Genomic DNA, 2811 nt, shown 5'->3' on the forward strand with positions numbered 1-2811 from the left:
GATTTTTTTACCCTAATTTTTATTTGTTCTCAATTACCATATTTTTTCAACAATACTTACTCCGCGGCAGCAGACTTATGGCTTATTAAAGAGTAAAGCACTTATTGCGCAATCAATTTTGTGCGCCATTATTTTGATAAAGTTACCCCCCTCCTCGGAAAAAGAACCAGGGTTTTTCCTGTTTTTCAACTTTTTTGGATTAAATATCTTTATGACTGCCATAAATATTTATCTTTAGTTCCCTGCTTAATCAACGACTTTTATAATTGAAATCATATTATAATTACCTCTTGCAATTTCGGGTGTAGTATTGATTATGCTAAATGAATTTTTGATGTTAATGGTGCAACACATTTATGAGGTCTTTCCCGAAAAGCCCTTCCCCCAATTTCATCAAAAAATGATTCTGAAAATCAGAACCTTGTAGGGGTGGAGTCCCGCCAAGAATCGAACTTGGATGTAGAGTTTAAGAAACTTCTATTCTAATTGTATTAACCCCCTAAAAGGCTGGACAGAAATGTAGAAACATTAAAGTCTCGTAAAATTATGAATTATGTCAAAAACTAGAAGGCTTATCTCGGCTTCAGAGAAACGGGAAATCGCAAATGAAGCGCATAACGAGAAATAGGCTTTTAATGAAAAAACACAAAGGCTTATATTAAAATTCGTAATACATTGACAATCAGTTTATTAGGCTTATAATTATTCTTATGTTAAATAGGCTGCGTTTTTCTTCTTCGATTTTTGTCCTAAACTGAATTAATATATCAGTCTAATGATTTAGGGGAGTAGACATTATAATTGGGCCTAATTTGAATTACACACTCATAATTGCAAATTTAACAAAGGTATTACTGGGGCATAGGTAATATGACTGCAGAATGATAATGCTTCTGCCAGCCTTGCGGTAAATCTTTTAGCTACAGTTTTACAGATTCGATTTGAAAACCGTAAACTTTTCGGCTGAAAGTTTTATGTGCTCTTTTCCTTTTTTGTTAACTGCACGCCGAGTAAAAACTCGGTCTATTGATGCTCGTTTTTGAAATTTTCTTTTATCGTAATTGCTAAATGGGTAATATAATTTTTTATAATCATCTGAAATATCCTGGGGGTTTCCCAAACAAATAAAATAAACATCCTTTAGTGTTTTTGAGCTTAAACTATTTAATAAAGAATCACTCATGTCCACCATAAACGGAAGATAAATTGCATAATCCAAATCCACCAATAGTAGTCTATCTCTTAACATGTATCCATTTTGATCTTTGACCACATTTAAGGCGACTACAGAGCCATCATCAAAAATGAGTTTCACGCTATCATGAGTGTAAATTCTACGATAGTGTGCTTCTGGAATAGTAATTTGTAAATATTGTTTATGCTCATTTATTGACCAAATGAATGAAAGTTTAAATTGCCCAACTATTTTGGAACAAAGTATTTTGTCAGTTTCTAAAACATACTGAATTGTAGCACCCCCTTGATTTTTAATTTCAGTGATTTGATTTTGTGAATTGCCTTTATTCCATAATATTAGAAAAAAGAGTAACAATAACTTTTTCATAAATATTTTATTGTATCCAAAATAGCACAGTTCAGTTTATAGTCTCTTTAAGATTCAGCTTTTGCATACACCCCTAATGTAAATTCTTCAGGCCAACCCTGCCAATCTTTTTCCCACCCTTTTTCTGCGGCTTTTATTCCAAAGTAAAGCCCCACAATTAAACCAGCCTTCTTTCTTCGCATAGTCTTCCGACGCAGGAGGAGACTATGCGCTTCGGAGTTTAAATCAACATCAGTTAAGTAAATTCATTGCTGCATCATATACACAAGTCAATCTCCTCTATTTCCAGATGTGTAACAATATCATAAATACCTTGTTGCCCCGTATAAGAATGTCCAGCTAAATTATGAAGATTATTCCTCCGAACCGCATAGTCTCCTCCCGCCTCGGCGGATCGGAAGACTATGCGGAGAAGGGAGGTTGCCAAAATATCCGTCATTTTACGCAATCTCGGCATATCTAACAGCCGGAATTTGCCATCCTGTCAGCCTACCCTTAATTGGTACTGCTTTTGATGAGGGATGGGAAACGGTGTATTATGCAAAAAGGACAAATTCGCGTTCAAACGGAAAACATATTTCCGATCATTAAAAAGTTTCTCTACAGCGACCATGAAATTTTTCTTCGTGAATTAGTGAGTAATGGGGTGGATGCCTCCCAAAAATTAACTACCCTGGCTTCCCTAGGGGAAACTGCCGCCGAGGTAGGTGATTTGCGTATTGAGGTAACCCTGGATGCGGCTGCTAAAACCCTTACCATTACCGATAAAGGGGTGGGTATGACTGCCGAAGAAGTAGATAAGTATATCAACCAGGTAGCTTTCAGTGGCGCAGAAGAATTTATGCAAAAATATAAGGATGCCAATATTATCGGGCATTTCGGATTGGGTTTCTATAGTGCTTTTATGGTGAGCGATAAAGTAGAAATTTTTACCAAAAGTCACAAAGGCACCCCCGGTGTTTACTGGACTTGTGATGGGAGTCCCGAGTTTGAATTATACGAAGTAGATTACGATCAGCGAGGAACTAAAATTGTTTTGCACATCAATGAAGAGAGCAAAGAATTTTTAGAAGCGGCCCGTGTTCGGGGAATTCTGGAGCGCTTTTGTAAGTTTTTACCCATCCCTATTTATTTCTATGAGGCCGGACTGGAAAAGCCATCAGAAGATAAATCTATCAACAATCCTAAACCCCTTTGGATTCAGAAACCTTCGGACCTTACCAAGGAAGACTACGAAAAATTTTACA

3 protein-coding genes are annotated in these 2811 nt (G+C 36.4%); 1 reads left to right on the top strand and 2 read right to left on the bottom strand.

Features of this window, described 5'->3' with window-relative positions:
- Window positions 1-928 precede the first annotated feature (928 nt).
- Window positions 929-1564: a hypothetical protein gene (locus tag ACOYLT_RS11400; RefSeq protein WP_422853965.1), complete on the bottom strand. Its 636-nt coding sequence runs from the start codon at window positions 1562-1564 to the stop codon at window positions 929-931.
- 47 nt (window positions 1565-1611) lie between these two features.
- Window positions 1612-1746 carry a hypothetical protein gene (locus tag ACOYLT_RS11405; protein ID WP_422853966.1) on the bottom strand — a complete coding sequence of 45 codons (135 nt, stop codon included), beginning with the start codon at window positions 1744-1746 and terminating at the stop codon, window positions 1612-1614.
- A gap of 356 nt (window positions 1747-2102) precedes the next feature.
- On the opposite strand from ACOYLT_RS11405, the gene ACOYLT_RS11410 reads away from it, so the two are divergent.
- Window positions 2103-2811, top strand: a 709-nt coding sequence (locus ACOYLT_RS11410) for an ATP-binding protein (protein ID WP_422853967.1), incomplete at its 3' end; no start/stop codon positions are given.

This window comes from Flavobacterium sp. (genome assembly GCF_049318185.1).
GTDB lineage: Bacteria > Bacteroidota > Bacteroidia > Flavobacteriales > Flavobacteriaceae > Flavobacterium.